At 58.7% G+C, this 26,144-nt stretch carries 22 protein-coding genes and 2 pseudogenes; 6 read left to right on the top strand and 18 right to left on the bottom strand.

Annotation, left to right across the window (positions count from 1 at the left end; all coding sequences use genetic code 11):
• Positions 1-204: 204 nt before the first annotated feature.
• The 8 genes and pseudogenes from AC54XV_RS07170 to ffh form a co-directional block, all read right to left on the bottom strand.
• Complete coding sequence (locus AC54XV_RS07170; RefSeq protein WP_058398412.1) at positions 205-912, bottom strand: hypothetical protein; 708 nt, start codon at positions 910-912, stop codon at positions 205-207.
• A gap of 402 nt (positions 913-1,314) precedes the next feature.
• Positions 1,315-1,897: pseudogene (locus AC54XV_RS07165) on the bottom strand (hypothetical protein).
• Between the two features lie 138 nt (positions 1,898-2,035).
• Entirely contained in the window at positions 2,036-2,932 is an 897-nt protein-coding gene (gene xerD / locus AC54XV_RS07160; RefSeq protein ID WP_024639873.1) for a site-specific tyrosine recombinase XerD, read from the bottom strand.
• Between the two features lie 103 nt (positions 2,933-3,035).
• A complete protein-coding gene (gene rplS, locus AC54XV_RS07155) occupies positions 3,036-3,386 on the bottom strand; it encodes a 50S ribosomal protein L19 (RefSeq protein WP_002552524.1) in 351 nt (116 codons plus the stop codon).
• A 44-nt stretch (positions 3,387-3,430) separates the two neighbouring features.
• Complete coding sequence (gene trmD, locus AC54XV_RS07150; protein WP_002552523.1) at positions 3,431-4,183, bottom strand: tRNA (guanosine(37)-N1)-methyltransferase TrmD; 753 nt, start codon at positions 4,181-4,183, stop codon at positions 3,431-3,433.
• A gap of 5 nt (positions 4,184-4,188) precedes the next feature.
• Positions 4,189-4,728: a ribosome maturation factor RimM gene (gene rimM / locus AC54XV_RS07145; RefSeq protein ID WP_004406396.1), complete on the bottom strand. Its 540-nt coding sequence runs from the start codon at positions 4,726-4,728 to the stop codon at positions 4,189-4,191.
• Positions 4,729-4,733: 5 nt separating this feature from the next.
• Complete coding sequence (rpsP, locus tag AC54XV_RS07140; RefSeq protein ID WP_002552521.1) at positions 4,734-4,991, bottom strand: 30S ribosomal protein S16; 258 nt, start codon at positions 4,989-4,991, stop codon at positions 4,734-4,736.
• Between the two features lie 247 nt (positions 4,992-5,238).
• On the bottom strand, positions 5,239-6,615 hold the full coding sequence (ffh, locus tag AC54XV_RS07135) for a signal recognition particle protein (protein WP_004406399.1): 1,377 nt from the start codon (positions 6,613-6,615) through the stop codon (positions 5,239-5,241).
• 213 nt (positions 6,616-6,828) lie between these two features.
• Here ffh and AC54XV_RS07130 point away from each other — a divergent pair, with 213 nt between their 5' ends.
• The 3 genes from AC54XV_RS07130 to AC54XV_RS07120 all read left to right on the top strand — a co-directional run bounded on the left by AC54XV_RS07130 (position 6,829) and on the right by AC54XV_RS07120 (position 10,362).
• Positions 6,829-7,641: a cytochrome C assembly family protein gene (locus AC54XV_RS07130; protein WP_004406400.1), complete on the top strand. Its 813-nt coding sequence runs from the start codon at positions 6,829-6,831 to the stop codon at positions 7,639-7,641.
• A gap of 12 nt (positions 7,642-7,653) precedes the next feature.
• Positions 7,654-8,901 carry a CNNM domain-containing protein gene (locus AC54XV_RS07125; protein ID WP_004406402.1) on the top strand — a complete coding sequence of 416 codons (1,248 nt, stop codon included), beginning with the start codon at positions 7,654-7,656 and terminating at the stop codon, positions 8,899-8,901.
• A 150-nt stretch (positions 8,902-9,051) separates the two neighbouring features.
• On the top strand, positions 9,052-10,362 hold the full coding sequence (locus AC54XV_RS07120) for an MFS transporter (protein ID WP_004406405.1): 1,311 nt from the start codon (positions 9,052-9,054) through the stop codon (positions 10,360-10,362).
• 70 nt (positions 10,363-10,432) lie between these two features.
• Here the strand turns inward: AC54XV_RS07120 and purT are convergent, their stop codons facing one another.
• The 5 genes from purT to AC54XV_RS07095 all read right to left on the bottom strand — a co-directional run bounded on the left by purT (position 10,433) and on the right by AC54XV_RS07095 (position 14,738).
• Positions 10,433-11,614, bottom strand: a complete 1,182-nt coding sequence (purT, locus tag AC54XV_RS07115; protein WP_004406408.1) for a formate-dependent phosphoribosylglycinamide formyltransferase — start codon at positions 11,612-11,614, stop codon at positions 10,433-10,435.
• A gap of 103 nt (positions 11,615-11,717) precedes the next feature.
• Complete coding sequence (locus AC54XV_RS07110) at positions 11,718-12,185, bottom strand: preQ0 transporter (RefSeq protein WP_004406410.1); 468 nt, start codon at positions 12,183-12,185, stop codon at positions 11,718-11,720.
• 1,144 nt (positions 12,186-13,329) lie between these two features.
• On the bottom strand, positions 13,330-13,548 hold the full coding sequence (locus AC54XV_RS07105; RefSeq protein WP_003415455.1) for a DUF1289 domain-containing protein: 219 nt from the start codon (positions 13,546-13,548) through the stop codon (positions 13,330-13,332).
• Positions 13,548-14,072 carry a gamma carbonic anhydrase family protein gene (locus tag AC54XV_RS07100; RefSeq protein WP_003339683.1) on the bottom strand — a complete coding sequence of 175 codons (525 nt, stop codon included), beginning with the start codon at positions 14,070-14,072 and terminating at the stop codon, positions 13,548-13,550. Before AC54XV_RS07100 ends, AC54XV_RS07105 begins: the two co-directional genes overlap by 1 nt.
• Before the next feature lie 69 nt (positions 14,073-14,141).
• A complete protein-coding gene (locus AC54XV_RS07095) occupies positions 14,142-14,738 on the bottom strand; it encodes a CoA pyrophosphatase (protein ID WP_004406418.1) in 597 nt (198 codons plus the stop codon).
• Between the two features lie 150 nt (positions 14,739-14,888).
• Between AC54XV_RS07095 and AC54XV_RS07090 the strand changes: the two genes are divergently transcribed.
• On the top strand, positions 14,889-15,440 hold the full coding sequence (locus AC54XV_RS07090) for an NUDIX hydrolase (protein ID WP_198705491.1): 552 nt from the start codon (positions 14,889-14,891) through the stop codon (positions 15,438-15,440).
• 202 nt (positions 15,441-15,642) lie between these two features.
• Positions 15,643-16,065: pseudogene (locus AC54XV_RS07085) on the top strand (L,D-transpeptidase family protein); the annotation flags it as partial.
• A 120-nt stretch (positions 16,066-16,185) separates the two neighbouring features.
• Here AC54XV_RS07085 and AC54XV_RS07080 read toward each other — a convergent pair.
• Positions 16,186-16,497 (bottom strand): YqfO family protein, encoded by a 312-nt coding sequence (locus AC54XV_RS07080; protein WP_024642802.1) that lies wholly within the window; start codon positions 16,495-16,497, stop codon positions 16,186-16,188.
• A gap of 5 nt (positions 16,498-16,502) precedes the next feature.
• The gene (gene purL / locus AC54XV_RS07075) at positions 16,503-20,399 is read right to left on the bottom strand and encodes a phosphoribosylformylglycinamidine synthase (RefSeq protein ID WP_054092352.1); all 3,897 of its coding nucleotides are present in this window, start codon (positions 20,397-20,399) and stop codon (positions 16,503-16,505) included.
• Positions 20,400-20,612: 213 nt separating this feature from the next.
• Between purL and mltF the strand changes: the two genes are divergently transcribed.
• Positions 20,613-22,109: a membrane-bound lytic murein transglycosylase MltF gene (gene mltF / locus AC54XV_RS07070; RefSeq protein WP_011266923.1), complete on the top strand. Its 1,497-nt coding sequence runs from the start codon at positions 20,613-20,615 to the stop codon at positions 22,107-22,109.
• Here mltF and tadA read toward each other — a convergent pair.
• The 3 genes from tadA to AC54XV_RS07055 all read right to left on the bottom strand — a co-directional run bounded on the left by tadA (position 22,106) and on the right by AC54XV_RS07055 (position 26,142).
• Positions 22,106-22,615 (bottom strand): tRNA adenosine(34) deaminase TadA, encoded by a 510-nt coding sequence (gene tadA / locus AC54XV_RS07065; RefSeq protein ID WP_024659503.1) that lies wholly within the window; start codon positions 22,613-22,615, stop codon positions 22,106-22,108. The genes mltF and tadA overlap by 4 nt on opposite strands.
• The gene (locus tag AC54XV_RS07060; protein WP_060409044.1) at positions 22,615-23,988 is read right to left on the bottom strand and encodes a multicopper oxidase family protein; all 1,374 of its coding nucleotides are present in this window, start codon (positions 23,986-23,988) and stop codon (positions 22,615-22,617) included. The genes tadA and AC54XV_RS07060 overlap by 1 nt, the downstream gene beginning before the upstream one ends.
• Positions 23,989-24,165: 177 nt before the next feature.
• Positions 24,166-26,142 (bottom strand): tetratricopeptide repeat protein, encoded by a 1,977-nt coding sequence (locus tag AC54XV_RS07055; RefSeq protein ID WP_496718216.1) that lies wholly within the window; start codon positions 26,140-26,142, stop codon positions 24,166-24,168.
• Positions 26,143-26,144: the final 2 nt, after the last annotated feature.

Genomic DNA, 26,144 nt, shown 5'->3' with positions numbered 1-26,144 from the left:
ATGACGGCGGACAGGCTGGCAACTGTCGAAAAAAGGCGCGCCAGCCTTGATAGGCGAAACCGGCAAAGCCTACCACATAAGGCTCGCGGGGCCGACAGGCCGTCATGATTCGGGAGGTTTCGCTGATGAATTGCAGATTTTTCCTGTGCAGATCGGGATAGGGCTGTCACAGCCCCTATCCCCGGCAAACGCTTTACCCGCGCCTTACTTTTTGACCGAGCCGTCTGCGTTGTAACGCTCGATGATCGTCAGTTTCAGTAGCGCATCGGTGCCGTCGCAATCAGTCATCCAGGCAAACCATGCCTTGTTTGGAAAGTCCTCACGCTTGTAAGTCTGCATAAAGTTCTTGCTTCGCCACGACTTCAAATAAACGTCTTGAGCATCCGTGCGGTCAATCGAGAACTTACTGCTTCCACCATCTGCTATCCCGGCCAGATAAGCATATCCAGATTCTTTTGTTTTATGGACCCAACCGCCGTCGCTAACGGCTAAGTAAATGGGCGGCTCTGGCTCGGGGGATTGAGAGGCCGTTATTTGGTTTGCCTGCAGCAGCGCTCCGTCTTCTGAATATTCTCCTGAAGTACCGCCTGTATTTGATGGGACAGGGCCCTCAGCCGAACGCACATTCATGAGCTCATTACCGTTCCCTGCCGCCTTAAATGCTTCATATTCTGAAACCTTGGGTGACACTTTATCTGCAGTTGCGTACCCGTTGAAAAACATAGCGTAGTCGCCCTCATCATTGGGTTCAAAGCGAATCTTGATCGATTGTGTGAGCAATGAATTGGCACAGAGTTCCTCCACTTTTTCCAGCGTGCCTCCTCCCGCAGTAATTTTGGAAAACCCCAGCTTGGTACCGTCCTTGAGGTCTAGCGTCGCCAGAAATGAACGCTCTTTTTTTTCGTCAGACATGTCAATCATCCTTGATAGTGAGTTTCAGATAACCATCATCCTGATGGTAGCTGTTCGAAGAAACATCGCCCGCACGGCTCAATAACGATTGGAAATAACCGGCATAAAAACCATCGCACTCCTTCATGCCGCTGACATCAGGACATTAACCTCGAGGATGATGCGTCACATGCATACCCTGCAACCGCTGATACCGGGGCTGCACCAGCCAGGGCAGCATACTGACGGTGCCAACCAGCATTTAAGCCGGCGGCAACGAAAATCCGGAGCAAAACCTGAAAACGTCTATAACGGCGGACAGGTTGGCAACTGTCGAAAAAAAGAGTGCCCACCTTGACAGGCGAAACCGGAATGGGGGCTGTCACAACCCTCATGCCCGGCAAACGCTTTACCCGCGCCTTACTATTTGACCGAGCCGTCTGCGTTGTAACGCTTGATGATCGTCAGCTTCAGTACCGCATCGGTGCCGTCGCAATCAGTCATCCAGGCGAACCATGCCTTGTTTGGAAAGTCTTCACGCTTGTAAGTCTGCATGAAGTTCTTGCTTCGCCACGACTTCAAATAAACGTCTTGAGCATCCGTGCGGTCAATCGAGAACTCAATATTTTTATAACCTGATATCTGCGCCAGATAAGCCATCCCGGCATTCGTTGTTTTATTGACCCTGCCATCAGCATTGACGCCTATGTATATCGGCGAATCTTGCTCAGCGGCCTGCATCGGATCAATAGTTTTTTCAGCGGAGGGTTGTGGTTGGTAATGTAACGTTAAGTCCGGTGCAAACCCTTTAAACAACATAGCGCCCACTTTCACTTCCCGCCCGGAAATAGACTTGTATCGAGCGACTCGCCAAGGAGCTCGCACACAGATAGTCATGCTCCTCAACTTTGGTTCCGCGCTCCACTGTCTTGGAGAAAGACAATTTTGTTCCATCTGCAAGATCCAGAATTGCAAGAAACGAAAGCGCTTTCTTTTCACCGTCCATGCCAATCATCCTTGATAATTAGTTTTAGAAACCTCACCTGAATATTAGCTACCTGCGGACACTGCGCGCATACATCAGTAGAACGATTTGAAATAATCATTCATCAAACCACGCAATGAATCACAGCAGAAAGGCTCACTAACCGCGCGGATGATGCCTGGCATGCATCTCCTGCAACCGCGCACGCGCCACATGAGTGTAGATCTGCGTGGTCGAGAGATCACTGTGCCCGAGCAACATCTGCACCACGCGCAAGTCGGCACCGTGATTGAGCAGATGGGTGGCGAAGGCGTGGCGCAGGGTGTGCGGCGACAGGGATTTGCCGATGCCCGCAACGGTCGCCTGATGCTTGATACGGTGCCAGAAGGTCTGGCGGGTCATCTGGTCGCCGCGGGTGCTGGGGAACAGGACGTCGCTGGGCTTTCCGCCCAGCAACTCGTCGCGGGCACCGCGCAGGTAACGCTCGACCCAGACGATGGACTCTTCGCCCATGGGCACCAGTCGCTCCTTGCTGCCTTTGCCCATCACGCGCAGCACGCCCTGGCGCAAGTTGACCTGTTCCAGGGTCAGGCTGATCAATTCAGTCACGCGCAGACCACAGGCATACAGCACCTCAAGCATGGCGCGGTCACGTTCGCCGATGGGCTCGCTCAGGTCGGGGGCGGCAAGCAAGGCCTCGACATCGGCTTCGGAAAGCGACTTGGGCAACGGCTTGCCCAGCTGAGGCATGTCGATCTGCAGGGTGGGATCGACGGCAATCAGCTTTTCACGCAGCAGGTAGCGGTAGAAGCCACGCGCGCCGGACAGAAAACGCGCAGTAGAACGCGGCTTGTAGGCATTCTCCACGCGCCACGCAAGGTGATCGAGGATCACTTCGCGCCCGGCACTGATCAGATCAACGTTGCGCTCCTGCAGCCAGCCGTTGAACAGCGCCAGGTCACTGCGGTAAGCATCCCGGGTGTTGTCGGACAGCCCCTTCTCGAGCCAGAGCGCGTCCAGAAACCGGTCAATCAGCGGGTGGTCGATGGCAGCCATGTTTACTCAGTGCATGTGTTGGTAGACAAGGGGTGAATCATCAAACAGCTGGCAGCAAAAAGGCAGCCCTGAGGCTGCCTTTTTTATGCATCGAAAAACTGTATCAGGACAGTTTTTCCTTGATGCGCGCTGCTTTACCGGACAGGTCACGCAGGTAGTACAGTTTGGCCTTGCGAACGTCACCGCGACGTTTCACAGCCATGCTGTCGATTTGCGGGCTGTAAGTCTGGAAAGTACGCTCAACGCCAACACCGTTGGAGATTTTACGAACAGTGAAAGCACTGTTCACGCCACGGTTACGCTTGGCAATGACAACGCCTTCGAATGCTTGCAGACGAGCGCGGTCGCCTTCCTTCACTTTAACCTGGACGACAATGGTGTCGCCTGGTGCAAAGGTAGGGATCTCTTTGGTCATCTGCTCTGCTTCGAGGGCAAGAATGATTTTGTTAGTCATGCTGGTGCTCCTAAGGTAATCCGTCTGGATCGACCATCGATACGTTAACTATCGTCCCGCTCGCGGATGTATTCCGCCAGCAGCTTCTTCTCTTCTCCAGAAAGCGAGCGGCTTTCCAGAAGATCAGCGCGTCGTTCATAGGTCCGCCCAAGGGACTGCTGTAAACGCCAACGCCGGATGTGCGCGTGATTGCCACTTAGCAACACGTCGGGAACACGCTGATCCGCATACACCTCAGGTCGGGTGTAATGCGGGCAATCCAGCAGACCGTCCGTGAAGGAATCTTCCTCCGCGGAGTCCACATGCCCTAAAGCTCCAGGCAGCAGCCGCGTAACCGCGTCAATCAGGACCATCGCCGGCAGCTCGCCACCGGAAAGAACATAGTCACCAATCGACCACTCTTCATCGACATGAGCATCAATAAAACGCTCGTCAATGCCTTCATAACGACCGGCGATGAGGATAATCGCTTCCTCCTGCGCCAGTTCGCGTACCGCAGACTGATTCAGCTGGCGGCCTTGTGGCGACAGGTAAATCACCTTCGCCGCATCCCCTGCCGCTTGCCTGGCCTGAACCAGAGCATCTTCAAGGGGCTTGATCTTCATCACCATGCCCGGACCACCGCCAAATGGGCGATCATCCACAGTGTGATGGCGATCAGTGGTGTAATCCCGCGGATTCCAACAAGTGAGCTGCAACAGCCCTTGTTTCACCGCACGGCTGGTAATGCCGTATTCGCTGATGGCGGAAAACATCTCGGGAAACAGACTGATGACTTCTATGCGCAGGCTGGCCATGGCATTCAGAAGTCCGCGTCCCAATCCACCTTCATCTCGCCAGCAGCCATATCGATTGCCAACACGCATTGCTCCGTATAGGGCAACAGGCGTTCGCGATCATCCAGGCTACCCGCGCAGGGCTTTACAACCATTACATCGTTCGAACCGGTTTCGAGCAGGTGATCGATTTTCCCGAGCAGTTGCCCGAGTTGGTCGATGACCTTGAGGCCTTCAAGCTGGTACCAGTAGTACTCGCCATCGTCCAGATCAGGGAACAGGTTACGCGGCACGCAGATTTCGTAACCGGACAGAAGACGCGCTTCTTCACGATCATCGAGACCCTTGAGCTTTGTGACCAGAAACTTGCTTTGCAAGCGTCCGCTGACCAACTCCACCTGTTTATCAACGCTGCCTTCGCGCCGAAGCGTCCAGGTTTTGTAGTCCAACAGGTTTCCAATCGGATCAGTAAAGGAATAAACCTTCACTTCGCCGCGAACGCCATGAACCGAGTAAATCTTGCCAATGACGATCAGATCGTCGGCAGATGCAGGCGTCGCGTTCATAAGACTCAGGCCGCGGCCTTGGTCTTGTTGTGCTCTTTGAGCAGCTGGGCAACGCGCTCGGAAGTTTGTGCACCCACGCTCAACCAGTAGTTGACGCGTTCTTCGTTAACGGACAGACGGATTTCCTGACCACGGGCAACCGGGTTGAAGAAACCAACCTGTTCCTTGTGGGAACCGTCACGAGCGTTGCGGCTGTCGGTTACGGTCAGGTGGTAAAACGGGCGCTTTTTGGAGCCGCCAAGGGCAAGACGGATGGTTAGCATTGAACATCGTTCCTGTAGTCGGTGCTGCAAATCTAAGATGCACAGCGGGCATAGGTGCCCGAAAGGCCGCATATTCTAAGGAATATCCCGACTTTTGCAAATGTCTTTTTCCGGCGCCTATCGGCATGCCTTCCAGATTTGCGAGGGAGCTGTCGGTATGACAGCCGGTAAAAGCCCGCATAGCGCGGGCTGACTGGGGGTCACCCCCCAGATGGGAAGCGTGCAAAGCGTCTTGCACGCGACGCAATTACATTTTTGGCATGCCGCCGCCGGGGAACATTCCCCCCATGCCGCGCATCATTTTGGCCATTCCGCCCTTGGCGGAGAATTTCTTCATCATCTTCTGCATCTGCTTGTGCTGCTTGATCAGACGCCCGATGTCCTGAACCTGAGTGCCCGAACCCATGGCAATGCGGCGCTTGCGCGAACCGCTGACCAGATCCGGATCACGGCGCTCGGCAGGGGTCATCGAGTTGATGATGGCTTCCATCTGCTTGAACTGTTTTTCCGCTGCGCCCTGGGCGTTGCCCATCTGCGACAGGTTGACGCCGCCGATGCTCGGCAGTTTGTCCATCAGGCCGCCAAGGCCACCCATGTTCTTCATCTGCTGCAGCTGGTCGCGGAAGTCTTCGAGGTCGAAGCCCTTGCCCTTCTTGAGCTTTTTCGCCAGCTTGTCGGCCTTGTCCTTGTCGAGAGTCTGTTCGGCCTGCTCGATAAGGCTGAGCACATCGCCCATGCCGAGGATGCGTGAGGCGATGCGGTCCGGGTGAAACGGCTCCAGCGCCTCGCTCTTCTCGCCCATGCCGATGAACTTGATCGGCTTGCCGGTAATGGCACGCACCGACAGCGCCGCACCACCGCGGGCATCACCGTCGACCTTGGTAAGGATCACACCGGTCAGCGGCAGTGCATCACCGAAGGCCTTGGCGGTGTTGGCCGCATCCTGGCCGGTCATGGCATCGACCACGAACAGCGTCTCGGCCGGCTTGACCGCCGCATGCAGCGCCTGGATCTCGCCCATCATCTCGACATCGACGTGCAAACGACCGGCGGTGTCGACGATGACCACGTCAATGAACTTGAGCCTGGCTTCTTTAATGGCAGCCTGGGCGATGTCCACCGGCTTCTGGCTGATGTCGGAGGCGAAGAACGTCACGCCGATGTCGTTGGCCAGGGTTTCGAGTTGTTTGATGGCTGCGGGACGATAAACGTCGACCGACACCACCATCACGGTTTTCTTCTTGCGCTCTTTAAGGAAGCGCGCCAGCTTGCCGGCAGTGGTGGTCTTGCCCGCGCCCTGCAAACCCGCCATGAGGATGACGGCAGGCGGCGTGACATTGAGCACCAGGTCTTCGTTGGCGGCGCCCATCAGGCTTTCGAGTTCGGCCTGGACGATCTTCACGAACGCCTGACCTGGCGTCAGGCTGCGCGACACCTCGGTGCCGACGGCGCGTTCCTTGACGTTATTGACGAAGTCTTTGACCACCGGCAAGGCGACGTCGGCTTCGAGCAACGCCATACGCACTTCGCGCAAGGTATCTTTGATGTTGTCCTCGTTCAGCTTGGCCTTGCCAGTAACATGGCGCAGCGTCTGCGAGAGGCGGTCAGTCAGATTTTCAAACATGCGCGATCCTTTCAGGCTCTCGTCGAACCCCGGTTGATGCGGCCCGGCCCGTAATGCAGAAATGGCGCTCGGCGAGCCTGCGGCTTGAGCAGGTCGCGGATTATAGCGAAGACTCCGTCGCACGGACACCATGCAGACTGCTTCTGTGGTCTTTCGTGATTTGCCGGTTCTATGCCAAACTCAGCGTCTTTTCAGGCCCGTCCATCAGGATCTATGTCCCCTTTGCCACCCAGCCTGCTTCCCAGCCTCGCCGCCGCCATTATTTATGCCGCTGCGACCGTCTATCAGAGCCTGCGTCTGAGCCAGGCCGTCAAGCCCGACAAGCGGCTGCTTTGCCTGCTTGGAGCGTTGGCGGTCATCGCACATGCCATTGGTCTGTTTTCCCAATTGACGCATTCCGTCGGTCTTGGTCTGGACTTCTTCAATTCGGCCAGCCTTATCGCGGCGTCGGTGATCGTCGTCACCCTGATCGCCACATCGCGCATCCCGGTGGAAAACCTGCTGGTGCTGTTGTTCCCTTTAGGAATGGTCACTGTACTGCTCGCCCAGTTCGCCCCTAGCGGCACTGTGCAGCCGATCATGGAAGAGCCCGGCATCCTCAGCCACATCCTGCTGTCACTGCTGGCTTACGGGATGTTTACCATTGCTGCATTCCAGGCGCTGCTGCTGCTGTTGCAGGACTACCGCCTCAAGCACAAGCACCCTTCCGGGCTGATCAAGAACTTCCCGCCGCTGCAAACCATGGAAAGTCTGCTGTTCGGCTTTCTGTGGGCTGGCTGGTCGTTGCTCTCGCTGTCGCTGATTTCCGGCTGGCTGTTCGTCGAAAACCTGTTTGCCCAGCATCTGGTGCACAAGACCCTGCTGGCCTGTCTGGCCTGGATAGTGTTCAGTGTGCTGCTGTGGGGGCGTAACCGTCTTGGATGGCGTGGACACAAGGCCATTCGCTGGACGCTGGGCGGTTTCTGCCTGCTGATGCTCGCCTATTTCGGCAGCAAGCTGGTACGCGAATTCATCCTGCACATCTGACGGGCCCTGATCATGGATAATCTGCCCCTGGGCCCGTTGCTCGGAGTCCTCGCCCTACTGCTGCTGTGGGCCGGCCTGCTGACTGCGGTCGAAGCCGCTCATCATCAAGTCAAGGCGATGCGCTCTGCCAGCCGCCCGGAAAAGTCGGCGCCGCTCCCCGAACTGGCCTTCAACCTGAACAGCCTGATTCTGGGCAATACGCTGATCCGAGTACTGATCAGCGTGATCGCAACGCTTATCGCCGCCAATTACTGGCTCTACAACGGTCCGACGGTGGCATGGCTCGCTACCGTGAGCATCATGCTGGTCTTCGCCGAATACATGCCGCGCCGCCTGGCGAACCGCCACCCTGTCTCGACGCTGCTGCTGGGCAACGGTGTGCTGCGCATCCCGATGAAGATCATCTGGCCGCTGGCCTACGTGTTCAATGTTCTGGCCAAGACACTGCTGCGCCCCTTCCTGTCTCGCGCCGTACAGCAGCAGGATCAGGACTTCGAAGACGACACGCAAAATACCCCGCGCAACGATGCCGCCCAGGAATACTCTCCGCGCGCCAGCGTGCTGTCAGGCATTCGTGCGCTGGACAGCATTACCGTCAATGACATCCTGATCCCGCGCAACGAAGTGGATGGCGTCAACCTTGATGACCCCATGGACATGATCATCGAGCGTCTGATCATTTCACGGCACACGCGCCTGCCGGTCTATCACAACGATATCAATCAGGTACAAGGCGTCATCAATACCCGAGACATCAGCCACCTGCTGCCCAAGGGCACTTTGACCAAGGAGCAGTTGCTGGCGGTCTGCTACGAGCCTTATTTCGTACCGGAAAGCACCCCGCTGCAGTTGCAGCTGCTGAATTTCCACAAACAGCAGCGGCGTCTCGGCGTGGTGGTCGATGAATACGGGGAAGTGCTGGGCATCGTTACCCTCGAGGATATTCTCGAAGAGATTGTCGGCGAGTTCGAAAGCGAGCAGCGGCTGGATAACCCGCACGTCAAACAACAGGACGACGGGCGTCTCGAAGTCGAAGGCGCAGCGTCCATCCGCGATTTGAACAAGAGCCTTGGCTGGCACCTGCCGTCAGACGGCCCGAAAACCGTCAACGGACTGGTTACCGAGGCACTGGAAACCATCCCGGACGCTCCGGTGTGCTTGAAAATAGGGCCTTACCGGCTGGAAATCCTCGAAACCGAGGACAACCGCGTCAAGCGTGTCGCCATGTGGCAGAACACGCTGGTCCGCACTTTCAAATAGCTGTCTGCGTTCAAATAGATTCCTGAACCGCCCTTGCCTCTCGACCCATTCGGGTTACTCTGCTCGACGCCGCACCCACAATCACAATAAATGCACGCTTGCCGGAATACGGTCGATGCCGACCGGCGAGTCGACTGTCAGGAAATCCGCATGACCAGCACCCCGCTCTCTCGCGAAGATCACGACGCGCACGCAAAGCCGGTGAATTCGACGACCCGCGTCGCCACGGCCAGCTTTATCGGCACGGCCATCGAGTTCTACGACTTTTACGTGTATGCCACCGCCGCCGCCCTGGTGATCGGTCCGGTATTCTTTCCACAGACCTCGGGCACCGCCCAGATGCTGTCGTCATTTCTGACCTTCGGCATCGCCTTTCTCGCTCGCCCTCTGGGGTCGGCGCTGTTCGGTCACTTCGGTGACCGGATCGGGCGCAAGTCGACCCTGGTGGCCTCGCTGCTGTTGATGGGGATCTGCACCACGCTGATCGGCGTATTGCCTGGTTACGCGACGATCGGGGCGTGGGCGCCGATTCTGTTGTGTGTGCTGCGTTTCGGTCAGGGGCTTGGCCTGGGTGGCGAATGGGGTGGCGCGGCGCTACTGGCGACCGAGAATGCCCCGAAAGACAAGCGCGCCTGGTTCGGCATGTTTCCGCAACTGGGCCCTTCGATCGGCTTTCTCGCCGCCAACGGCCTGTTTCTGGCGCTGGCCATGACCCTCGATGACGAACAGTTCCGCGCGTGGGGCTGGCGGATTCCATTTCTGCTCAGCGCCGTACTGGTCATGGTCGGGCTGTACGTGCGCCTGAAGCTGGAAGAGACGCCCGTGTTCGCCAAGGCCATGGCTCGCCACCAACGGGTCAGCCTGCCCATCGTGGAAACCTTCAGCCAGCACTGGAAACCCATGCTGCTCGGTGCGGCTTCGATGGTGGTCTGCTACGCGCTGTTTTATATCTCGACGGTGTTCTCGTTGAGCTACGGCGTGGCCACGCTGGGCTATACGCGTGAAACGTTCTTGGGGTTGTTGTGCTTTGCGGTGCTGTTCATGGCAGCGGCCACACCACTGGCCGCACTGGCGAGCGATCGCTTCGGGCGTAAGCCGGTGTTGATTGTGGGAGGCGTGCTGGCGATCCTTTCAGGTTTTACCATGGAGCCACTGTTGACCCACGGCAGCACCTGGGCTGTGGCGCTGTTTCTGTGCATCGAACTGTTTCTGATGGGCATCACGTTCGCCCCGATGGGCGCACTGCTACCGGAACTGTTCCCGACACAGGTTCGCTACACCGGCGCATCGGCGGCCTACAACCTGGGCGGAATCGTCGGAGCGTCGGTCGCCCCCTTCTTCGCCCAGAAACTGGTGGCGATGGGTGGCCTGAGCTGGGTGGGCGGGTATGTGTCTGCTGCAGCGCTGATCAGCGTGCTGGCGGTGTTGAGCCTGAAAGAGACGAGAGATAGGGAGCTTTGAGCTGCAAGCTGCAAGAAGAAGCGTGGTGCTCTTTCTTGCAGCTTGAGCCTTGAGGCTTACCGCTGCGCCCCTACAGTTCTACGTTTACCGCCTGCGATGCCCGGGTCGCTTTGGCCCGAGCGGCTTCAATGGACTCGTCACGCGCCAGGGCAACGCCCATGCGCCGCTGACCGTTGACTTCCGGCTTGCCGAACAGACGCAATGCGGTATCAGGCTCGGCCAGCGCAGCGCCGAGGTTGGCGAAAGCGGTTTGCGTGGACTGGCCTTCGACCAGGATCACTGCCGAAGCCGAAGGGCCGAACTGACGGATCAACGGAATCGGCAGCCCCAGAATCGCGCGCGCGTGCAGGGCAAACTGCGACAGGTCCTGAGAAATCAGCGTCACCAGACCGGTGTCGTGCGGGCGCGGCGAGACTTCGCTGAACCACACCTGATCGCCCTTGATGAACAGTTCGACGCCAAACATCCCGCGTCCACCCAATGCCTCGGTCACCGCCTTGGCAACCCGCTCGGACTCTGCCAGCGCAACCGGGCTCATGGCCTGCGGCTGCCAAGATTCCTGATAGTCGCCCTTTTCCTGACGATGCCCAACCGGCGCGCAGAATGTGGTGCCACCGATGTGACGCACGGTCAGCAGGGTGATTTCGTAATCGAAGTCGATGAACCCTTCGACGATGACACGCCCTTTACCAGCGCGACCACCCTCTTGCGCGTAATCCCAGGCTTTCTGCACGTCATCGGTGCTCTTGAGCAGGCTCTGCCCCTTGCCCGAAGAGCTCATGACCGGCTTGACCACACACGGGAAACCGAGGTCTTCGACCGCCTTGCTGTACGCCTCGAAGGTGTCGGCAAAGTGGTAAGGCGAGGTCGGCAGCTTCAGCTCTTCAGCCGCGAGACGACGAATTCCTTCGCGGTTCATGGTCAGTTGCGCGGCGCGCGCGGTCGGGATCACGGTGAAGCCTTCGGCCTCGAGCTCGACCAGCGTTGCGGTGGCGATGGCTTCGATTTCCGGAACGATGAAGTGCGGCTTCTCGGCCTCGATGACTGCGCGCAGTGCCGCACCGTCGAGCATGTTGATCACATGGCTGCGATGAGCGACCTGCATGGCCGGCGCGTTCTCGTAACGGTCAACAGCGATCACTTCAACGCCTAGGCGCTGCAGCTCGATCACGACTTCCTTGCCCAGTTCGCCGCTGCCGCAAAACAGTACGCGCGTCGCGGTGGGCGACAGTGGAGTTCCGATTTGAGTCATCTCAGGTCCTCGTGAAGCAGATGTCGAGGGCTGCCCGCCGTATGCAAGCAACCGCTGTGAAGAAAGGCGCGCAATTTACCACGAACCCCCTGCAAATGGGCGCTCAGCCTGGACACGCACTGTTGCGCGCCCGCCAGGCCATGACCATCCAGACAATGGTCACGCCAGCGAACTTCGATGCCAGCGCGGTGAGCACGACCGGCGCCGTCAGGGCGTCGATCATGCCGAAAAAGATAAAGGTATCCAGCGGAATGCTGAGTGCCGAGCTGATCCACAACCGATCACGCAACGGGCGTCTGGTAATGCTGAACACCAGCCAGTCAATGCATTCGGAAACCGCAAACGCTGTGGCGCTGGCCAGGGCGATGGTGGGGTCGCTGGTGACATAGGACAGGACCAGCGCCACCAGCATGGCAATGATCGCACCATGGCCAAAGCGAATCTGCACCATGTCCCGCAACACGAACACCAACCCGCCCCAGGCAGACCAGATCATGTCCAGGTGCGGCGCACTGGAAAAGGCGAAGTTGATCAGCACGACACTGCTGATGTAGGCGATCAGGAAAAGCATGGAGGGTTTGGGCCTGTGCAAGCGAGCGGCAATGATAGCAAACGCGGACAAGAGCCGCGCCCAAGCGAAAACGAAAGCATTATTTCTGACGCAGGAAATGCATCGACTGTACCGCCCTCTTCGCGAACAAGTTCGTTCCTACAAAAGCTCGCGGATAACCTGTAGGAGCGAACTTGTTCGCGAAAGCGCTATTCCTGACGCAGGAAATGCATCGACTGCACCGCCCCCTTCGCGAACAAGTTCGCTCCTACAAAAGCTCGCGGATACCCCCTGTAGGAGCGAACTTGTTCGCGAAAGCGCTATTCCTGACGCAGGAAATGCATCGACTGCACCGCCCTCTTCGCTAACAAGTTCGCTCCTACAAAAGCTCGCGGATAACCTGTAGGAGCGAACTTGTTCGCGAAAGCGCTATTCCTGACGCAGGAAATGCATCGACTGCACCACCCTCTTCGCGAACAAGTTCGCTCCTACAGAAGCTCGCGGATAACCTGTAGGAGCGAACTTGTTCGCGAAAGCGCTATTCCTGACGCAGGAAATGCATCGACTGCACCGCCCTCTTCGCTAACAAGTTCGCTCCTACAAAAGCTCGCGGATACCCCCTGTAGGAGCGAACTTGTTCGCGAAAGTGCTATTCCTGACGCAGGAAATGCATCGACTGCACCGCCCTCTTCGCTAACAAGTTCGCTCCTACAAAAGCTCGCGGATAACCTGTAGGAGCGAACTTGTTCGCGAAAGCGCTATTCCTGACGCAGGAAATGCATCGACTGCACCGCCCTCTTCGCTAACAAGTTCGCTCCTACAAAAGCTCGCGGATACCCCCTGTAGGAGCGAACTTGTTAGCGAAAGTGCTATTCCTGACGCAGGAAATGCATAGACTGCACCGCCCCCTTCGCGAACAAGTTCGCTCCTACAAAAGCTCGCGGATAACCTGTAGGAGCGAACTTGTTCGCGAAAGCGCTATTCCTGACGCAGGAAATGCATCGACTGCACCGCCCCCTTCGCGAACAAGTTCGCTCCTACAAAAGCTCGCGGATAACCTGTAGGAGCGAACTTGTTCGCGAAAGCGCTATTCCTGACGCAGGAAATGCATCGACTGCACCGCCCTCTTCGCGAACTTGTTCGCGGCTACAAGGCCATCGGAACATCAGCGTGCCTCGCCCACTGTCCACATCAGGCCGCTGGCTCTGGCGCGCTCGTCGCACAGGCCGAGCACCACGCGGCGCTCGTCGTTGCTCATGCGGCTCCAGCGGGTGATTTCGGTGACGGTTCGCTGGCAACCGGTGCAGATATCCTGCTCATCCAGTGCACAAATACTCACACACGGGGAGCGGACCGGTTTTTCGATCGGGGTATCAGTGCTCATCAATCTTCCTGCACCGCCAGGTCACGGGCGTAACGCTGGGCATTGTGTACGTAATGGGCTGCGCTGGCTTCCAGCATCTTCTTCTGCACATCGGTGAGCTCGCGCACCACTTTACCCGGCGATCCCATGACCAGCGAGCCATCAGGAATGACCTTGTTTTCTCCGATCAGCGAATTGGCGCCGATGATGCAGTACTTCCCGATCTTCGCCCCGTTGAGGATGACCGCATTGATGCCGATCAGGCTGTAATCGTCAACGCTGCAGCCATGCAGCATGGCGTTGTGGCCGATGGTCACGCCCTTGCCGATACTCAGCGGCGACCCCATGTCGGTGTGCATCACCGTACCGTCCTGCACATTGCTGTTTTCACCGATGTGAATCAGCTCGTTGTCGCCACGCAATACCGCGTTGAACCACACACTCGCACCCGCCTCGAGCCTGACATTGCCGATCAGCGTTGCATTGGGAGCCACCCAGCTCTGCGGATCGGTCTGAACTCGGGATTCTCCCAGGCGAAATTTCATGCAACCTCCTCGGGCGGGTCGTACTCATGGGGACGAACTATAAACAGTGACGCTTCAGATACCGGTGGCTCAGATTGTCGAACGTTCGGGCGGATGATGCAGGCTGATCCTGGTGTCGTACAGCACATTGACCAGCTCGACGATCATGATCGCGGTAAGCCCCCAGATCTTGTACTCGCCATAACGGTAACTGGGCACGTACCAGCTGCGGCCTTCGTAATCGATACGGTGAGTGTGCTCGCGCGTGTCCTGACGAAAGAATTCCAGCGGTACGCTGAAGACTGCAGCGATCTCGGCGTCGTTGGGCTGGTATTCGACGAAGTCAGGTATCACCCCTACATAAGGCGTGACCTTGATACCGTGCTTGGAGATCAGCGGACTTAACGGCCCGATCACCTCGACCAGCCCGGGAGGCAGGCCGATCTCCTCCTCGGCTTCGCGCAGCGCAGTGAAAATCAGATCGGGGTCGCCCGGGTCGCGACGGCCACCCGGAAACGCCACTTCACCGCCATGCGTCGACAGGCCACTGGCGCGCAGGGTCAGAATCAGCTCGGGTTGCTCGCTGCGGGTAATCGGCACCAGAACAGCCGCCTCGGGGAACTTTCGATCCGAGTCGAGGGTTTCTGGCGTGTGACTGACTACACGGCGAAGTAGCTCATCCAGCATGGGAAATCTCGATCTGTTGCCTGTCTGGCATCATGCACCAAAGCAACGCTGCGCCCAAGCCCTTGCAGGACAACTCCTGTCACACAGAGGGTTGCCGAGCCGCCGCACGACAGGCCAAGATAGCGACTGCGTTCACTATCGACTGATCCCATGAAATTTTGCAGCCAGTGCGGCAACCCTATTATCCAGCGCATTCCCGAAGGCGACAGCCGTTTGCGCTATGTCTGCGAGCATTGCCACACCGTTCATTACCAGAACCCGAACATCGTGGCGGGATGTCTGGTGACGCTGGGCGGCAAAGTGCTGCTGTGCCGCAGGGCGATAGAGCCGCGCCTGGGTTTCTGGACGTTGCCGGCCGGCTTCATGGAGAACGGCGAAACCATCGAACAGGCTGCACGGCGCGAAACCATGGAGGAAGCGTGCGCCACTCTGAGCGAACTGCATCTGTACACCTTGATCGACGTACCGCATATCAATCAGGTGCATGTGTTCTATCGTGGGGAGATGGCGAATGAGGCATTCGCCGCAGGCATCGAGAGCCTGGAAGTGCAGTTATTCGACGAAGCAGACATTCCGTGGTCGGACCTGGCTTTCATGACAGTCGGGCGTACCCTAGAATACTTCTTTGCGGATCGGCGTCGGCAGGCCTACCCGGTTCATACCAGCGCCCTTCCCCCGTCACGTCCGTTGCTGGACACCTGAACGCCAGGGTCGCACACAACATCGGCGCTTTTGTTAAAGAAGTATCTTCAGGGAAATCGTAATGCGCTGGTTGCTCGCACTCTTTTGCATGTCGTTCATGCCGCTTTCGCAGGCCGCGTTTACTCAAACCATCGTGCCCAAGGGCAGCGAACAGAAAATCATCAATAACAAGGTCATCAATACCGAGAGTATCGCCAGCAAGCCGATCGACAAGGTGCTGGTGCTCAAGTCAGCGCGCCAGTTGCAGCTGATCAGCGGTGGCGAGGCTTTGAAGACCTACCGAATCTCGCTGGGCAAGAACCCCAAGGGCACCAAGCTGCAGGAAGGCGACCAACGCACGCCGGAGGGCTTCTACTGGATCGACTGGCGTAAACCCAGCAATAACTACAACCTGTCGATGCACATTTCCTACCCGAATGTTTCGGACTCGGCACGCGCACGTTCCGAGGGCGTGAAACCGGGCAGCATGATCATGCTGCATGGCACACCGGTGGATGAAGAGTATCCGGAATGGTATTTCCACACGCTGGACTGGACCAACGGCTGCATTGCGCTGAAGAACAACGACATGCGGGAAATATGGGATCTGGTGAAAGACGGGACGATGATCGAAATTCGACCTTAATGTGCGGCGTTGCGCATTCGCGAGCAAGCTCGCTCCCACGAGACTCAAGATGATTATCGTCCCCACGCTCCAGCGTGGTGACGCATTTCCGGACGCTGCGCGTCCAGCCCTGGAGGCTCCTCAGAACTCTGCCAGCCGCCATACTTCGTAAGCAGGCGTTTCGTAGGGATGGCTCTGCTTGAGCGCCATCACCACTTGCTGAATCAGCTCGTCCGCGACGACCAGCTCGACCTTCCACTCTTGCACCGACTCGACCACACCGCTCTGCCCGATAAATGGCTGACTGCCATCCAGCGGGCGGAACTGGCCCTGGCCGAGCACTTGCCACGCGCAGTGATCGTAAGCGCCAATTCGCCCTGCACCAGCAGCGAATACGGCGTTCTTGACCTCGTCCACATGGCTCGGTGGAACAAAGAAGGCGAGCTTGTACACGCGCCTTAGTTAACCCAGGCCCGCGCGTTGCGGAACATGCGCATCCACGCACCGTCCTCGTTCCAGTCCTCGGGACGCCATGAGTTCTGCACAGCACGGAATACACGCTCCGGGTGCGGCATCATGATGGTCACACGACCGTCGAGGGTGGTCATGCCGCCAATACCGCGTGGCGAGCCGTTCGGGTTGGCCGGGTAGGCTTCAGTGACCTTGCCGTGGTTGTCGACAAAGCGCAGTGCAACGGTGCCAGAAACGTCCGCTTCAAGCAGTGCATCGTCATTGCGGAACTCCGCGTGCCCTTCGCCATGCGCGATGGCGATTGGCATGCGCGAACCGGCCATACCCTGCAGGAAGATCGAAGCCGACTCCTGAACCTGAACCATGGCCACGCGCGCTTCGAACTGCTCGGAGCGGTTACGCACGAAATGCGGCCAGAACTCGCTGCCCGGAATCAGCTCGTGCAGGTTGGACAGCATCTGGCAACCGTTGCAGACGCCGAGCGTGAAGCTGTCGGAACGCTCGAAGAAGCCCTGGAACGCATCACGCGCGCGACTGTTGAACAATGCCGACTTGGCCCAGCCTTCACCGGCACCCAATACGTCACCGTAGGAGAAGCCACCGCAGGCGACCATACCCTTGAAGTCGTTCAGGTCGACACGACCGGCCAGGATATCGCTCATGTGCACATCGATTGCGTTGAAACCGGCACGATCAAAGGCTGCCGCCATCTCGACCTGACCGTTGACACCCTGCTCGCGCAGAACGGCAACCTGAGGACGCACGCCCGTCTTGATGTACGGCGCGGCGATATCGTCGTTGACGTCGAAGCCCAGCTTGACGGTCAGGCCCGGGTTGTCTTCTTCCAGCAGCGCATCGAATTCCTGATCCGCGCATTCGGCGTTGTCACGCAGGCGCTGGATCTGATAGCTGGTCTCGGCCCACTGGCGTTGCAGCAGACGGCGCTGGCCACTGAATACCGGCTCGCCATGGAAGCTGATCGACACTTCATCGTTGTTGATCGGCTGACCGATCACTGCCACGCAGTCTTCCAGACCGGCCGCGCTGAATTGCGCCAGCACCAGTGGAGTAGCGTCCTGACGGACCTGGATGACCGCGCCCAGCTCTTCGTTGAAGAGGATCGCGCTCAGTTCGGAGACGTTGTCCGCCACACCGTCGAGGTGCAGGTTCAGACCGCAGTGACCGGCGAAAGCCATTTCCAGCGTGCTGACCAGCAGACCACCGTCGGAACGGTCGTGATAGGAGAGGATATGACCGTCGGAATTGAGGCCCTGAATCACGGCGAAGAAGGCCTTGAGGTCTTCCGCGTCGTCGACGTCCGGAGCGACGCGGCCGAGCTTGCCGTGAGTCTGCGCAAGAATCGAGGCGCCCATGCGGTTCTGGCCACGTCCCAGATCGATCAGGATCAGGTCGGTGATGCCCTTGTCCATGCGCAGCTCGGGCGTCAGGGTCTGACGGATGTCGACCACTGGCGCAAAGCCCGTCACGATCAAAGACAGCGGCGAGGTCACGCTCTTTTCGGTGCCCTCGTCGCTCCAGCGGGTCTTCATGGACATCGAGTCCTTGCCCACTGGAATGGTGATCCCCAGTTCCGGACACAGCTCCATGCCGACCGCTTTCACGGTGTCATAAAGACGCGCGTCTTCTCCAGGGTGACCAGCCGCCGACATCCAGTTGGCCGACAGCTTGATGTCAGAAAGCTTTTCAATACGCGAGGCCGCGATGTTGGTCAGCGTTTCGCCGATTGCCATACGGCCCGACGCCGGAGCATCCAGCAGCGCCAGCGGAGTACGCTCGCCCATCGCCATGGCTTCGCCGGTGTTGACGTCGAAGCTGGTGGCGGTGACGGCGCAGTCAGCCACAGGCACCTGCCATGGACCGACCATCTGATCGCGAGCGACCAGACCGGTAATGCTGCGGTCACCGATGGTGATCAGGAAGCTTTTGCTGGCGACGGCCGGGTGGCGCAATACGCGCTGCACGCTTTCTTCGATGTCCAGTGTGCTCGGGTCGAAATCATCGCCGATCTCTTCTTCGCGTGCGACCGAACGGTGCATGCGCGGCGCCTTGCCCAGCAGGACTTCCAGCGGCATGTCCACCGGACTGTTACCGAAATGGCTGTCGGTGACGGTCAGTTGCGGCTCTGCAGTGGCTTCGCCGACAACCGCAAACGGGCAGCGCTCACGCTCGCAGATAGCCTTGAAACGCTTGAAGTCTTCAACGCCCACGGCCAGCACGTAACGTTCCTGGGATTCGTTGCTCCAGATTTCCAGCGGGGCCATGCCCGGCTCGTCATTGGGTACGTTACGCAGTTCGAAACGGCCACCGCGATCGCCATCGTTGACCAGTTCGGGGAAGGCGTTGGACAGCCCCCCGGCACCGACGTCATGGATGAAGCTGATCGGGTTACGGTCGCCCAACTGCCAGCAGCGGTCGATGACTTCCTGGCAACGACGCTCCATCTCGGGGTTTTCACGCTGAACCGACGCGAAATCCAGGTCTGCGGAGCTGGTGCCGGTCGCCATCGAGGAAGCCGCGCCGCCACCCAGGCCGATCAGCATCGCCGGGCCACCCAGCACGATCAGCTTGGAACCCACGGTGATCTCGCCCTTCTGGACGTGATCTTCGCGGATGTTGCCCATACCGCCCGCGAGCATGATTGGTTTGTGATAACCACGAACCTCGTCACCGTGCGGCGTGGTGATGGACTGCTCGAAGGTACGGAAATAGCCGGTCAGCGCCGGGCGACCGAACTCGTTGTTGAACGCCGCGCCACCCAGCGGGCCTTCAATCATGATGTCCAGCGCAGTCACGATGCGCTCGGGCTTGCCGTACGGCACTTCCCAAGGCTGCACGAAACCGGGAATCTGCAGGTTGGAGACGGTGAAACCGGTCAGCCCGGCCTTGGGCTTGGCACCGCGACCGGTTGCACCTTCGTCGCGAATCTCGCCGCCGGAGCCGGTCGCTGCGCCAGGAAACGGTGCAATGGCGGTCGGGTGGTTGTGCGTCTCGACCTTCATCAGAATGTGCACCGGCTCCTGAACCGCGCCGTACTGACGGGTTTCAGGGTCCGGGAAGAAGCGACCGGCGACGTTGCCGACGATCACCGAAGCGTTGTCCTTGTAAGCGGACAGCACGCCTTCGCTGTGCATCTGGTAGGTGTTCTTGATCATGCCGAACAGGCTTTTTTCCTGGCTCTGGCCGTCGATGTCCCAACTGGCGTTGAAAATCTTGTGGCGGCAGTGCTCGGAGTTCGCCTGGGCAAACATCATCAGCTCGATGTCGTGCGGGTTGCGCCCCAGACCGTTGAAGCTGGTGATCAGGTAATCGATTTCATCTTCGGCGAGGGCCAGGCCCAGCTCGACGTTGGCTTTTTCCAGCGCTGCGCGGCCGCCACCCAGAATGTCCACGGCGGTCAGCGGCTTGGGCTGAGCGTGGCTGAACAGGTTGGCAGCCTGCTCGAGGTCGCCCAGGACCAGTTGCGTCATGCGGTCGTGCAGGCTGTCGGCGATTGCCTGAGCCTCGGTCTCGCTGAACTGGCCTTCTACATAGAAGGCAATCCCGCGCTCGAGGCGCAGGATTTTGCTCAGGCCGCAATTGCGAGCGATGTCGCTGGCCTTGCTCGACCAGGGTGAAATGGTGCCAAAACGCGGCAACACCAGAAACAGACGGCCGCTCGGCTCTTGAACCGGCACGCTGGGGCCGTATTTCAGGAGACGGTCGAGAACCTGCTGTTCTTCGCTGGTCAGAACGTCGTTGACGTCAGCGAAGTGGGCGAATTCGGCGTACAAGCCACTGACAGCTGAAACTTTTTGTTTCAGTTGTTCTAGTAATTTGCTGTGGCGGAAAGCAGAAAGGGCAGGAGCACCGCGCAGGATCAACATCTTCGGGACAGCCTCGAGAAGGGGGTGTGCTTTGAGGCCGCGTATTCTAGCCTAAACCGGGCATTTGATCACCCAAAACGGCGGCATCCGCTGCGCCCGAATGTCGCCCCAGGCAAAAAAACTCCGGAAATGCCGGTAAAAGCCACTCGCCTATCAGACGCAAGCTTCACTGTCGAGATATGGCGCCCGGTGCGCTTTGCGTATACTGCACCGATGTTCTTCAAACCAGATTTCCGCCCACGTTGCGCCAAATGGCTCATCGCAACCGGACTCTTCCTGATGCTCGGCGCCTGTGTGGAAAAACCCACCACACTGGAGCGAGTCAAGGAGGACGGCGTACTGCGGGTGATCACCCGCAACAGCCCGGCGACTTATTTCCAGGATCGCAACGGTGAAACCGGCTTCGAATACGAGCTGGTCAAGCGCTTTGCCGATGATCTGGGCGTCGAACTGAAGATAGAAACAGCTGACAATCTGGACGATCTTTTCGACCAGATGAACAAACCGGGCGGTCCGGTACTCGGTGCCGCCGGCCTGATTGAAACGCCACTGCGCAAGCAACAGGCGCGTTTCTCGCACTCTTATCTGGAAGTCACCCCTCAGGTGGTCTATCGCAACGGCCAGTCGCGACCGACCGATCCCGGCGATCTGGTGGGCAAACGCATCGTGGTGCTCAAAGGCAGCGCGCATGCCGAGCAACTGGCGGCGCTCAAGGCGCAGAATCCCGGCATTCAATATGAAGAATCGGACGCGGTCGAGGTCGTTGATCTCCTGCGCATGGTCGACGAAGGCCAGATCGATCTGACCCTGGTCGACTCCAATGAGCTGGCAATGAACCAGGTCTACTTCCCCAATGTACGCGTAGCCTTTGACCTGGGCGAAGCCCGTGCACAGCGCTGGGCCGTCGCGCCGGGTGAAGACAACAGCCTGCTCAACGAAATCAACGCCTACCTCGACAAGGTCGAAAAGAACGGCACCCTGCAACGCCTGAAGGACCGTTACTACGGCCACGTCGACGTGCTCGGCTATGTCGGTGCCTACACCTTTGCCCAGCACCTTCAGGAACGCCTGCCCAAATACGAGAAGCACTTCCAGACATCGGCCAAGAAAGAACAGGTCGACTGGAGACTGCTGGCCGCCATCGGCTATCAGGAATCGATGTGGCAGCCGACCGTGACCTCGAAAACCGGCGTGCGCGGCCTGATGATGCTCACCCAGAACACCGCGCAAGCCATGGGCGTGTCCAACAGGCTGGATGCACGCCAGAGCATTCAGGGCGGGGCAAAGTACTTTGCCTACATAAAAGATCAGCTGGACGATTCGATTAAAGAGCCGGATCGCACATGGCTCGCTCTCGCTTCCTACAACATTGGCAGCGGTCACCTTGAGGATGCGCGCAAATTGGCCCAGAACGAGGGGCTGAATCCTGATAAATGGCTCGACGTAAAAAAAATGCTGCCGCGTCTGGCACAGAAGAAGTGGTACAGCAAAACGCGTTACGGCTACGCCCGAGGCGGTGAGCCGGTGCATTTCGTGGCCAACATTCGCCGTTATTACGACATTCTGACCTGGGTGACGCAGCCCCAGCTTGAAGGCAGTCAGGTCGCCGATGGCAACCTGCATGTTCCTGGCGTCGACAAGACCCAACCGCCCGTCCCGCCAGCCTCCCCCGTCCCCTCGTCCAGCAGCACGGACGAATCTCCGCTCTAAACGTTGCCCTGGCCTTTGTCAGCGTCCTTGGCTGCCCGGCGCATTCTGAAAAACTCGCTCAAGATCGTCCCGCACTCCTCGCCCAGCACCCCGCCTTCGAACAGTACGCGGTGATTGAGAAATGCCTGACTGAAAAACTGCCCCTGGCTCTGCACGATGCCCGCCTTGGGTTCGAGCGCCCCGTAGACCACACGCGCCACCCGTGAGTGCACGATCAGCCCCGCGCACATGCTGCACGGCTCCAGCGTCACGTAGAGCGTGCTGCCCGGCAGGCGATAATTGTCCAGCGCCTTGGCTGCGTCACGAATCGCGACCATCTCGGCATGCGCGCTGGGGTCGCTGCCGCTGATCGGGCAGTTGTAACCGCGACCGATGATCTCGCCGTTCTGCACCACCACTGCCCCGACAGGCACCTCGCCCAGCAGTGCGCCTTGCGCGGCCAGTGCCAGCGCCTCGCGCATGAAATCCTGATCCTTGCTGCGGTCGATGATCTGCGGTTGCCGCATCATGCCACCTCGATAGCGGCCATCAGGCCGGTTTCCATATGGTCGATCACGTGGCAATGGAACATCCATACGCCGGGGTTATCCGCCACCAGCGCCACTCGCGCCCGTTCGTTACGGCCCAGCAAAAAGGTGTCGGTGAAGTACGGGATGATCTTGCGCCGATTGGAGGCGATTACCTTGAAACTCATGCCGTGCAAGTGAATCGGGTGCTGATACTGAGTCATGTTCTTCAACTCGAAGATATAGCTCTTGCCCAGCTTCAACCTGGCGATAGGCCGATCGGCGCAGGTCTTGTCGGTGATGTCCCACGCTTCGCCATTGATCTGCCACAGGCTGGGCGGCTTGCCATTGTCGGTGTTGACCGACATCGAGCCCACCCACTCGAAGTTGAAATTGATCTTCTCGGCGTTAGCCATATCAGGCTCGGCCACCGGATTGGCCGGCAGCTCGGGCGGCCACTGGCCGGGCGCGTCGTTATTGGCGACCGAGCGAAACGTGCCCAGGCGCACCGGGCCGTTACGCAGTGAGATCTCCTCGCCCGCCGGCGGGGCCTTGATCGCCAGACAAATGCGCATGCCCGGCCCCAGCCAGTATTCGTCGCCGAAGGGACGCGGTTTCACCGGGTTGCCATCCAGCGCATAGATCTGCGCTTCGGCGTCCGGCAGGTTGAGTCGATAGGTCACGGTGTTGTCGAGATTGAGCAAGCGCACGCGAGTGATCTGCCCGGCAGGCAACTCAATCACCGCCTGCGGAATGCCGTTCAGCGTTGAAAGCCGCCCCGCCGTGCCCTCACGTGCCGCTTCACGCAACACACTGAACTCGGTAAAGGCGCCCTGCTCGTCCACGTGCCAGCTTTTCAGACTGACCGTGCGCTCATGGGCAAAACCGGTCGGCTCGCGTTCTTCGACAATCAGCGGCCCGACCAGCCCGCGGCCCAGCTCTTCGCTGCTGCTGACGTGCGGGTGATACCAGTAGCTACCCGCGTCCGGCACACGGAATTTGTAATCGAAGTATTCACCCGGCTTGACCGGCAACTGCGACACATACGGCACGCCATCCATCTCCAGCGGCAAACGAATGCCATGCCAATGAATGGTCGTCTCGACCGGCAACTGATTGATGAAGCGCAGCCGCAGCCACTCACCCTGCCGCACGCGCAGCTCCGTACCCGGCGCAGAACCGCCAAAGGCCCAGGCTGGCGTCTTGTGGCCCGCCACCAGTTCCACATCCAGCGGAGCGGCGATCAGCACGAAGTCAGAGCCCGCTTCAGACTCGCGACGCCCCATCCAGTAACGCGAAGCACCACCCGCGCCAAGGCCGACTACGGCCAGACCGGCGATGCCTGTAAGGATTTGACGACGGGTAAAGGACATGAACGGCGCAACCTCGGAAAACGACGACTGAGCGCATCTGCGAGCAAATGCGAGGGGCGAATACGATACACCTGCATTTGGGGAAAGATAAGGGTGGATACCACGAACTGAAGTCGAGGCGTAAAAAAGCCGGGCAAGGCAGTGACGCCCGCTCCGGCTTTTTGCATCGATCAACCGCTATGCCTGGCTCACCCGCTCCAGCCATTCGATATAGGCCGGCTCTACATCAGGCGGTAGATTGGCGCGGTAATCCTCCAGCTCTGCCTGCATGCCGAACACTTTCCATACCAACGGTGCAAGGCGCCATGCCGGGCTGTTTGCCCGCTCCAGTTCGCTCAGCACTTGCAGGCTTCGTTGCTTGTGCTCGGCGACTGTCTCCGACTTGTAACCGAACGCCTTTCCCAGCCCGGAGATGTACATCAGTTTTGCGGTCTCCATCTCAGGCCACTGGAGCGCCATATTCAGAGGCCACTCGAGCATGGCCCGCTCACCCCACATTGATGACTTGGGCAAATGGTCGTTCGCAAGCAACGTCAGCATGAATGATTGGCCCAACTGGGTCAGATACACCGGCAGTACTTCGGCGGTGGGCTGCTGGTAAAAAACATCCAGTGGCTGCTCGCGCTTGAGTCCGATACCGACCAGCAAGTGCTGTTGAAGATCAAGTACCAGCGCACCAAGTTCTGACTTGCCTGCACTACCGCTTTCAACGGTTTGCCGGGTGCGAGTCGCACAATTCCATAGGCTCAGGGAAATCCGCCACTGGGCCTGATCGCCCTCACCCGAACAACCCACTTCGCCCGTCACGAAATACTTCGTCGTTGGCGGGACGATATCGAACAGTGTGTTGCCGTCGACCTCAACCCCCGATACAACTGGCCCCGCCCCCTCCGCGACCTGAACATAACAAGTAGCTGCATAGTCATGCCAATAGTGAACCGACTCCGCCAGGTAAAGAGGGATGGCACGCGTATAGCGCCCGACATCATCTTCGCGCTGCGATTCGGCAGGCTCTGCTTTCTCCATGATTTTGGACAGGGCGAAGAAACCGATTTCTGGCGCACCTTCCGGTTTTTGCGCGAAGAGCCAGTCAGCATTGCGCAAACCGTAGTGCCAGACCGGCTTGTTCAGCGCCAAGGTATTGATCGTCACGCTGGCAGGGTCAATCGGAATGCCTTTGTCTTCCTGCCTGCGCACGTCCTCGAAAGCATGCGCAAACTGGTCAAGGTGACTTTTGATTGGCGCAAAGCCGAGTGCATACAAGCGAGTAAGCAACGCTTCGCCTTCATCCACCCTGCCCAGTTCCTGATAGGCACGCAGCAAGTTGAGACCTGCCGTCGAATCATGTTTGTGCTCATCATAAGCAGGCCCGACAAGCTCGATGATCAGCGGAATGTGGCCATTGTTGCCCAAGTCGCCCGATATCATCTGCAAGGCACTGCGGTCGAAATGACCACCTGCCAGTACCTCCTCATACAACACACGCGCCTGCGCGACGTTCTGCTGCTGCAGGTAATGCCGCGCCATCCACAACTGCGCACGCCAACTGCCCGGCAACGCCGCTACAGTGCGTAGAGCATCGAGATAGGCGGCCTCACCACCCCGCTCCTGCTGAATGCTCAGCCACCACAACAGGCCGTTTTCCTGATTCGGATCGGCCTCAACCGCCTGCCAAAGCGTTGCCTCTGCAACTGATTGATCACCACGCTCGGCAAACACCTTGGCCAGATTGGTCAGAATGATTCCCGACACGCCGACTTTAGCCAGCCCTTCGCGCAGCGAGGCTTCTGCAGCATCGAGCCGGGCGTTATGCATCAGCACGATGCCGTTCACCACATAACTGCGCTCGGGATTAGCGTCGATCTCGACCAGTCGCTCGGCGGCAGGCATCAGGTCAGTCGCAAATCCATCGTTCAGCCCCGAAACGATTAGGTTGTAGAGCTCGTCAGCATCACCCCACTGCTGTTGCAGATTGGGCAGGAACACCTTCTCGCGCCACTCGCTCCGAGTGATCTTTATCTCGCGTCCGTAACTGTCGTAGGCAGTGATCAACTCGCCGTCGTGAGCTTCTGGCGACTTCGCATCAGCAGGCGCGTTATCTGTTGAAGCTTGAGATTTCTTGCCGCTGAGAGCGGACAGAATGCGTTTGAACATAA

Source organism: Pseudomonas fragariae (ex Marin et al. 2024), assembly GCF_059621105.1.
Note: the sequence above shows the minus strand (reverse complement) of the source record. Positions and strands in the feature narration are given on the sequence as shown.

What these genes read in the sequence shown, in the direction of transcription:
- AC54XV_RS07170 (WP_058398412.1), bottom strand. Translation starts at nt 912, where the DNA reads ATGTCTGACGAAAAAAAAGAGCGTTCATTTCTGGCGACGCTAGACCTC.
- xerD (WP_024639873.1), bottom strand. Translation starts at nt 2,932, where the DNA reads ATGGCTGCCATCGACCACCCGCTGATTGACCGGTTTCTGGACGCGCTC.
- rplS (WP_002552524.1), bottom strand. Translation starts at nt 3,386, where the DNA reads ATGACTAACAAAATCATTCTTGCCCTCGAAGCAGAGCAGATGACCAAA.
- trmD (WP_002552523.1), bottom strand. Translation starts at nt 4,183, where the DNA reads ATGGCCAGCCTGCGCATAGAAGTCATCAGTCTGTTTCCCGAGATGTTT.
- rimM (WP_004406396.1), bottom strand. Translation starts at nt 4,728, where the DNA reads ATGAACGCGACGCCTGCATCTGCCGACGATCTGATCGTCATTGGCAAG.
- rpsP (WP_002552521.1), bottom strand. Translation starts at nt 4,991, where the DNA reads ATGCTAACCATCCGTCTTGCCCTTGGCGGCTCCAAAAAGCGCCCGTTT.
- ffh (WP_004406399.1), bottom strand. Translation starts at nt 6,615, where the DNA reads ATGTTTGAAAATCTGACTGACCGCCTCTCGCAGACGCTGCGCCATGTT.
- AC54XV_RS07130 (WP_004406400.1), top strand. Translation starts at nt 6,829, where the DNA reads ATGTCCCCTTTGCCACCCAGCCTGCTTCCCAGCCTCGCCGCCGCCATT.
- AC54XV_RS07125 (WP_004406402.1), top strand. Translation starts at nt 7,654, where the DNA reads ATGGATAATCTGCCCCTGGGCCCGTTGCTCGGAGTCCTCGCCCTACTG.
- AC54XV_RS07120 (WP_004406405.1), top strand. Translation starts at nt 9,052, where the DNA reads ATGACCAGCACCCCGCTCTCTCGCGAAGATCACGACGCGCACGCAAAG.
- purT (WP_004406408.1), bottom strand. Translation starts at nt 11,614, where the DNA reads ATGACTCAAATCGGAACTCCACTGTCGCCCACCGCGACGCGCGTACTG.
- AC54XV_RS07110 (WP_004406410.1), bottom strand. Translation starts at nt 12,185, where the DNA reads ATGCTTTTCCTGATCGCCTACATCAGCAGTGTCGTGCTGATCAACTTC.
- AC54XV_RS07105 (WP_003415455.1), bottom strand. Translation starts at nt 13,548, where the DNA reads ATGAGCACTGATACCCCGATCGAAAAACCGGTCCGCTCCCCGTGTGTG.
- AC54XV_RS07100 (WP_003339683.1), bottom strand. Translation starts at nt 14,072, where the DNA reads ATGAAATTTCGCCTGGGAGAATCCCGAGTTCAGACCGATCCGCAGAGC.
- AC54XV_RS07095 (WP_004406418.1), bottom strand. Translation starts at nt 14,738, where the DNA reads ATGCTGGATGAGCTACTTCGCCGTGTAGTCAGTCACACGCCAGAAACC.
- AC54XV_RS07090 (WP_198705491.1), top strand. Translation starts at nt 14,889, where the DNA reads ATGAAATTTTGCAGCCAGTGCGGCAACCCTATTATCCAGCGCATTCCC.
- purL (WP_054092352.1), bottom strand. Translation starts at nt 20,399, where the DNA reads ATGTTGATCCTGCGCGGTGCTCCTGCCCTTTCTGCTTTCCGCCACAGC.
- mltF (WP_011266923.1), top strand. Translation starts at nt 20,613, where the DNA reads ATGTTCTTCAAACCAGATTTCCGCCCACGTTGCGCCAAATGGCTCATC.
- tadA (WP_024659503.1), bottom strand. Translation starts at nt 22,615, where the DNA reads ATGCGGCAACCGCAGATCATCGACCGCAGCAAGGATCAGGATTTCATG.
- AC54XV_RS07060 (WP_060409044.1), bottom strand. Translation starts at nt 23,988, where the DNA reads ATGTCCTTTACCCGTCGTCAAATCCTTACAGGCATCGCCGGTCTGGCC.
- AC54XV_RS07055 (WP_496718216.1), bottom strand. Translation starts at nt 26,142, where the DNA reads ATGTTCAAACGCATTCTGTCCGCTCTCAGCGGCAAGAAATCTCAAGCT.